The sequence below is a fragment of the Pseudomonas sp. GW821-FHT07F01 genome, from assembly GCF_059418825.1.
Window position 1 is genome coordinate 1,411,025 of sequence record NZ_JBWKQO010000001.1, and the last position, 6,230, is coordinate 1,417,254.

A 6,230-nucleotide genomic window follows, 5' to 3' on the forward strand; every position below is an offset into this window, starting at 1 on the left:
AAGCTGCGAAAAGGACCGAAGGGCCTTGCCTGGCGATCTCCCGCCAGGCCCCTGCGGCCCTCAATATCGCGGCGCCTCCTACGGCGCCGTTCGCCGCCTGCGGCAGCGGCCACAGCAAAGGCTTACTGCTGGGTTTCGAGCAACTGGGTCCAGAGCGCCGGGGCACCGGCGGACTTGGCGATGATTTCCAGGCGCACCTGGTGCTCGGCCAGTTCGGCCTCGCTGGCCTGGATGATCCGCCCGCGCGGGCGATCGGCCGGCAAGCGGCGGATTTCCGAAGCCTGGCCGGCCCCCTCGCCAGAGCCGTTGCCGTCCGAGGCATTGCCGGCCAGCGACAGGCTGGTCTGGCCACCGGTCATGGTCAAGTAGACGTCGGCCAGGATCTCCGAGTCGAGCAAGGCGCCGTGCAGTTCACGGCCGGAGTTGTCGACGCCGTAGCGTTTGCACAGGGCGTCGAGGCTGTTGCGCTGCCCCGGGTGCCGCTCGCGGGCCATCATCAGGGTGTCGAGGATGGTGCAGTGCTGGGTGATGTCGGCCCGTTCGTGCTGGCCCATCAAGGCGAATTCGTTGTTGATGAAGCCAACGTCGAACGCCGCGTTGTGGATGATCAGCTGCGCGCCCTGGATGAAGTCGAAGAACTCGTCGGCGACTTCGGCGAAACGCGGCTTGCCCACCAGGAATTCGTTGGTGATGCCGTGGACGCCGATGGCGCCCTCATCGCTCTCGCGATCCGGTTGCAGGTAAACGTGGAAGTGCCGGCCGGTCAGGCGCCGACCGATCAACTCGACGCAACCGATTTCAATGATCCGGTGGCCGTCGGTCACCGGCATGCCGGTGGTTTCGGTATCGAGTACAACAGATCTGTTGGCCATCAGGGGTCAGTTCTCAACGGTGGAAGTGTTTCAAAGCGCGGGATTTTAGCACGCTCTGACGGCAGGACACCCATGGCGGATTCATCAACCCCCAGCCTGCGCAGTTTTTAACAATCCTTAGCAAAGCTGCTGCAGTTCGCTGCAACGCAAAGCGCTAGGGTGCCCGACGATATTTTCCGCCGGACCCAGCCCTGCCATGACCCCCAGCAAAACCCGACTGGCCTGCGTGCTCTGCGCCTGCCTGTGCGCCGACCTCGTCCAGGCCAGCGCCCTGGTGATCAGCACCGACATCAGCATGAGCCTGACCCTGAGCTCAACCGAGGGCAGCTCCAAAGCCAGCAGCTCATTCAAGGACGACAAACTTGTGCTCGCCGCCCGGAGCGATGCCGCGGCCTTCGTGGCCAGCGCCGGCGAGATCCGTGGCGCCCGGTTGGAAGCCGCCCTGATGCACATTCGCCAGGTGCTCGGCGCCCCGCCCTGTAGCGACCTGCAACTGGCCAGCGCCATGCTTGCGCTCTGAGCCCCCAGGCGCATCCGCAGCTAATTCATCGCGCGCCCCAGCCGTTTCTTTATGCGAACAAGGCTATTGCGTTACCGTGCGGCCTCACCCAGGCGCGCGGGTGCTGATACCCGGCGTTGCACTCACCCCACAGGAACCGCCCTCCCATGCTCAAGACTCGACAGATGCTCCCACTGCTGCTGGCCTTGGCCTGCATCAGTGGCTGCTCTTCCCTTGCGCACACCGACAGCGACAGCCAACAACGGCCGCTGATCGCTGCCCATCGCGGCGGCGCCGCGGACTTTCCCGAGAACACCCTGCTGGCCATCGACAACGCCCTGCGCAATAACGTCGACATGCTCTGGCTGACGGTGCAACTCAGCCGCGATGGCGTACCGGTGCTGTACCGACCGGCCGACCTGAGCACCAATACCCAGGCCACAGGCGCAGTCAACCAGCACACCCTGGCGCAGTTGCAGGCACTCAATGCCGGGTGGAATTTCAAGCAGACAGCAGCCGATGGCCAGGTGAGCTTTCCCTATCGCGCCCAGCCGGTGAGCCTGCCGTCGTTGCGTCAGGCGCTGATGGCGATCCCCGAGTCGATGCCGGTGATTCTCGACATGAAGGCCCTGCCGGCTGCCCCCCAGGCCCAGGCCGTCGCCCGCTTGCTGGAACAGCTGCACGCCTGGAACCGGGTGCTGATCTACTCCACCGATGCCGGCTACCAGCAGGCTTTCGCGCCCTATCCCCAGGCCCGGCTGTTCGAATCCAGGGACAGTACCCGGGACCGGCTGGCCAGCGGCGCCCTCGCCCACCACTGCAACGCACCACCTGCACCCGGCAGTTGGGTGGCTTTCGAGTACCGGCGCCCGGTGCAACTGGTCGAGTCCTTTACCCTGGGCGAGGCGCGCTCCCAGGTCGATGCCCGGCTGTGGACGCCCGCTGCGGTGGATTGCTTTCAGTCACGGGGCAAGGTGCGGATGCTGGCGATCGGCATCAATACGGCCGAGGACTACCAGGCGGCCACTTGCCTGAAGATGGATGCGGTGCTGGTGGATTCGCCCCGTGCGATGGGGGAAATGAAGCAGCGGCTCGAACGGCCGCTGCCTTGTCGCTGATTGGCCGCTCAGGGCATCAGGACTGCTTGTAGCCGCGGACCTCGTCGACACCGCGGTTGGCCAACTGGTCGGCCCGCTCGTTGCCGTGATGGCCGGTGTGGCCGCGCACCCATTTCCAGGTGACGTTGTGGCGGTTGACCTGTTCGTCGAGCTGCTGCCACAGGTCGGCATTCTTCACCGGCTCCTTGGCGGCGGTCTTCCAGCCGCGCTTCTTCCAGTTGGCCATCCACTCGTTGATGCCCTTCATCACATACTGCGAGTCGGTGACCAATTGCACATCGCACTGGCGCTTGAGCTCTTCCAGGCCGCGGATCGCCGCCATCAGCTCCATACGGTTGTTGGTGGTGTTGGCTTCGCCGCCCCAGAGCTCCTTTTCGACGCCCTTGCACACCAGCAGCGCGCCCCAGCCACCGGGGCCGGGATTGCCCTTGCAGGCACCGTCGGTAAAGATTTCTACGCTATCGCTCATCCACGCCTTCCATCAGAAAATTGCCATTGGCCCGCCGACCGCGATCGACCGGGCCCAGGGCCGGGCTACGCCGGCCGGGAGTGTATAAAAAGAGGGTTTCAACAGTTCATCAAGGCTCGGCGTTGCGGCGGTTGACCTTGGCCATGGGCAGCGGTACCAGCTTGCCCATCGGCTCGCGCCGCACCTGGCGCACCGGGCGCAGGCCCACGGCGATCTTGCGCGCCACCAACAGGTAGAAGCCGCCGCCGGACAGTTGCCAGTGCCCGGCCCTGCGCTCCCAGCCGGCCAGCCGCGCCTGCCATGCCGTTGAAGCAAGCGGCGGACGATAGCACCCGAAGCGGCGTTTCTCCAGCGCGAAGCCCAGCAGGTTGAGCCAGTCGCCGACCCGCGACGGGGAGATGCAGCGGGCCAGGCGCAACGCATCATGGGCGAACACATGGCGCAGGCCCCAGGTGCTCCAGGGGTTGATGCCGACAATCAGCAGATGCCCCCCAGGGCGCACGCTGCTGGCCGCCTCGCGCAGCAGGCCATGGGGCGACAGGCAGAAATCCAGGCCGTGCTGCAGCACCACCACATCGGCGGCGTGCTCGCTCAGGGGCCAGGCCTGCTCCTCGCAAACGATCTCCACCCCGGGCAAGGGCGCGCCGAGACGCACGTTGCGTTGCACCTGGGGCGCCGCCGGCGGGGTTTGCGCCGAGGGCCCGTAGTGCACCAGGTAGCCACCGAAGAAACGCCCCAGTTCCTCTTCGAGCATGCGCCGCTCTTCATCCAGCAGAAATTGCCCCAGGGGGCCGGACAGCCACTCCCGGGCCGCACTGATCAGGGCCAGCCAGTCGGGATCTGCCTGAGCGAAGGCTTTATCGGTCATTGCATTCTCCAACACGCCAAGAAGCTCTAAGATGCGCCATTGTTTTCCGCTTGGCGAATCCGAAGATGATACAGATCAGTGCCCTGCCCGCCTTCACCGATAACTACATCTGGTTGTTACAAGATCATCGCAGCCAGCGCTGCGCAGTCGTCGATCCGGGGGATGCGGCGCCGGTACTGGCCTGGCTGGAACAGCACCCGGGGTGGGTGCTCAGCGACATCCTGATCACCCACCATCACCACGATCACGTCGGCGGCGTCGAACGCCTCAAGCAGCACAGCGCGGCCACGGTCTATGGCCCGGCCCGGGAAAAGATCCCGGCCCGCGACATCGGCCTCGAAGACAACCAGCGGGTCAGCATCCTCGGCTGGGAGTTCGAGGTGTTCGCCGTGCCCGGCCACACCCTAGGGCATATCGCCTACTACCACCATGGCCTGCTGTTCTGTGGCGATACCCTGTTCGCGGCCGGTTGTGGCCGGCTGTTCGAGGGCACTCCGGAGCAGATGCACCACTCCCTCGGCCGCCTCGCCGCGCTGCCGGACGACACCCTGATCTACTGCACCCACGAATACACCCTGAGCAACCTGCGCTTCGCCCAGGCGGTGGAACCGGCCAACCCGGACATCGCCGAACGCCTGGCGAAGGTCACGCAGATGCGTGAGCAAGGGCGCATGACCCTGCCCTCGACCCTGGCCCTGGAGAAATTGACCAACCCGTTCCTGCGTACCGGTGAAACATCCGTTAAACAAAAAGCGGACGAACGGAATGGCCAGGATAACCAGTCGCAGAGTGCGGTCTTTGCGGCTCTGAGGGCTTGGAAAGATAAGTTCTAAGCAGGCTATCGATTGGTACAAAAATTCTGAATGGTTGACCGCACCCCGGGTGCTTTCTAGAATCGCCCGACATTTTTGCCCGGAACTTACTTCCAGCCAATGTCGTCATCTATTCGTTATTCCATCAGTTCAGACGCATTGACGCGCTTGGCCCAGGCCATCGCGGTAGCTGTGTCAGCGACTCTTGCGGGCTGCCAAAGCACCGGCCATGCCCCGCAGAGCGACGCGACACACACACAGAATTTCAACGCCCGCATCAAGCAGAAACCCATCTGGCTGAGCAACCAGCCCAGCCCGCAAGTACCCCAGGACGTCTGGGAACGCATGCGCCAGGGGTTCCAATTGCAAGAAGGCCTGGGCGTCAACCCGCGTATTGAACAGCAGCGCCTGTGGTTCGCCAGCAACCCTTCCTTCCTGGAAAATGCCGGCGAGCGCGGCAGCCTTTATATCCACTACATCGTCGAGCGTCTCGAAGAGCGCAACATGCCGCTGGAACTGGCCCTGCTGCCGGTCATCGAAAGCGCCTACAACCCCCTGGCCTATTCCCGGGCCGATGCGGTGGGGCTGTGGCAGTTCGTCCCGGCCACCGGGCGCTACTTCAACCTGCGCCAGACCCGCTTCTACGATGGCCGCCGCGACATCACCGCGTCCACCACCGCGGCCATGGACTACCTGAGCCGCCTGCACGACATGTTCAACGGCGACTGGCTGCTGGCACTGGCCGCCTACAACGCCGGTGAAGGCACGGTGAGCCGGGCCATCGAGCGCAATGAAAAGCTCGGCCTGCCCACCGACTACTGGAACCTGCCGCTGCCGGCCGAGACCCAGGCCTATGTGCCCAAGCTGCTGGCCCTGTCCCAGGTGGTGCTGGCCCCGCAGGCCTACGGCGTGAACCTCAACCCGATCGCCAACGAACCCTACTTCCAGGTGGTGGAGATCAACCAGCGCATGGACCTGTCCAAGGTCGCGGCGGTGGCCAACATCGACGAGGACGAGCTGTTCCAGCTCAACCCGGCGTTCAAGCAGCGCACCACCATCGACGGCCCCCAGCACCTGCTGGTGCCGACTTCCAAGGCACAGTTGCTGACCACCAGCCTGTCCACCATGAAACCCGAAGAACTGATCAGCAAGCGCTCCCTCAAACCGGTCTTCGACCGCGACGAAGGGCGTGATTCGCTGCGGGCCAAGCGCATCTACCGGGTCAAGAATGGCGACAACCTGACCCTCATTGCCAAGGCCAACAAGGTCGACGTCCAGGACCTGCAGCGCTGGAACAAGCTCAGCGGCAAGAACCTCAAGGTCGGCCAGACGCTGGTGATGCAGGACACCCGCAAGGTGGCCAGCAAGAAAACCAGCCTGGCCAGCAACAAGAAGAAGTCGACTCAGTACAAGGTCAAGCAGGGCGACTCGCTGTACATGGTAGCCAAGCGCTTCAATGTCGAGATGCAGCACCTCAAGCGCTGGAACCCCCGCGCGGCCCAGGCCCTCAAGCCCGGCCAGATGCTGACGGTGTACCTGCCGCACTGAAACCTCCCCTGTAGGAGCCGGCTTGCCGGCGAACAGCCTTCGCC

Annotated in this window: 7 protein-coding genes; 4 read left to right on the forward strand and 3 right to left on the reverse strand. The window is 64.4% G+C overall.

Features of this window, described 5'->3' with window-relative positions; translation table 11 throughout:
- Positions 1-122: 122 nt before the first annotated feature.
- Positions 123-872, reverse strand: coding sequence for a DNA polymerase III subunit epsilon (gene dnaQ / locus AC07R1_RS06200; RefSeq protein WP_015635815.1), 750 nt, complete (start codon positions 870-872; stop codon positions 123-125).
- Positions 873-1,068: 196 nt separating this feature from the next.
- Between dnaQ and AC07R1_RS06205 the strand changes: the two genes are divergently transcribed.
- Both AC07R1_RS06205 and AC07R1_RS06210 read left to right on the forward strand, forming a co-directional pair.
- Positions 1,069-1,392 (forward strand): DUF2388 domain-containing protein, encoded by a 324-nt coding sequence (locus AC07R1_RS06205; RefSeq protein WP_495110273.1) that lies wholly within the window; start codon positions 1,069-1,071, stop codon positions 1,390-1,392.
- A gap of 146 nt (positions 1,393-1,538) precedes the next feature.
- A complete protein-coding gene (locus AC07R1_RS06210; RefSeq protein ID WP_495110274.1) occupies positions 1,539-2,489 on the forward strand; it encodes a glycerophosphodiester phosphodiesterase family protein in 951 nt (316 codons plus the stop codon).
- A 16-nt stretch (positions 2,490-2,505) separates the two neighbouring features.
- Here AC07R1_RS06210 and rnhA read toward each other — a convergent pair whose 3' ends face one another.
- Both rnhA and AC07R1_RS06220 read right to left on the reverse strand, forming a co-directional pair.
- Positions 2,506-2,958, reverse strand: coding sequence for a ribonuclease HI (rnhA, locus tag AC07R1_RS06215; protein ID WP_019092917.1), 453 nt, complete (start codon positions 2,956-2,958; stop codon positions 2,506-2,508).
- Positions 2,959-3,067: 109 nt separating this feature from the next.
- Positions 3,068-3,826: a methyltransferase domain-containing protein gene (locus AC07R1_RS06220; RefSeq protein ID WP_011061580.1), complete on the reverse strand. Its 759-nt coding sequence runs from the start codon at positions 3,824-3,826 to the stop codon at positions 3,068-3,070.
- 65 nt (positions 3,827-3,891) lie between these two features.
- Between AC07R1_RS06220 and gloB the strand changes: the two genes are divergently transcribed.
- Positions 3,892-4,659 (forward strand): hydroxyacylglutathione hydrolase, encoded by a 768-nt coding sequence (gene gloB / locus AC07R1_RS06225; RefSeq protein ID WP_053151892.1) that lies wholly within the window; start codon positions 3,892-3,894, stop codon positions 4,657-4,659.
- 99 nt (positions 4,660-4,758) lie between these two features.
- Positions 4,759-6,186 carry a transglycosylase SLT domain-containing protein gene (locus tag AC07R1_RS06230; RefSeq protein WP_011061582.1) on the forward strand — a complete coding sequence of 476 codons (1,428 nt, stop codon included), beginning with the start codon at positions 4,759-4,761 and terminating at the stop codon, positions 6,184-6,186.
- Positions 6,187-6,230: the final 44 nt, after the last annotated feature.

Coding starts and splice junctions, on each gene's coding strand:
- AC07R1_RS06220 (WP_011061580.1), bottom strand. CDS start 3,826: ATGACCGATAAAGCCTTCGCTCAGGCAGATCCCGACTGGCTGGCCCTG.
- dnaQ (WP_015635815.1), bottom strand. CDS start 872: ATGGCCAACAGATCTGTTGTACTCGATACCGAAACCACCGGCATGCCG.
- gloB (WP_053151892.1), top strand. CDS start 3,892: ATGATACAGATCAGTGCCCTGCCCGCCTTCACCGATAACTACATCTGG.
- rnhA (WP_019092917.1), bottom strand. CDS start 2,958: ATGAGCGATAGCGTAGAAATCTTTACCGACGGTGCCTGCAAGGGCAAT.
- AC07R1_RS06210 (WP_495110274.1), top strand. CDS start 1,539: ATGCTCAAGACTCGACAGATGCTCCCACTGCTGCTGGCCTTGGCCTGC.
- AC07R1_RS06205 (WP_495110273.1), top strand. CDS start 1,069: ATGACCCCCAGCAAAACCCGACTGGCCTGCGTGCTCTGCGCCTGCCTG.
- AC07R1_RS06230 (WP_011061582.1), top strand. CDS start 4,759: ATGTCGTCATCTATTCGTTATTCCATCAGTTCAGACGCATTGACGCGC.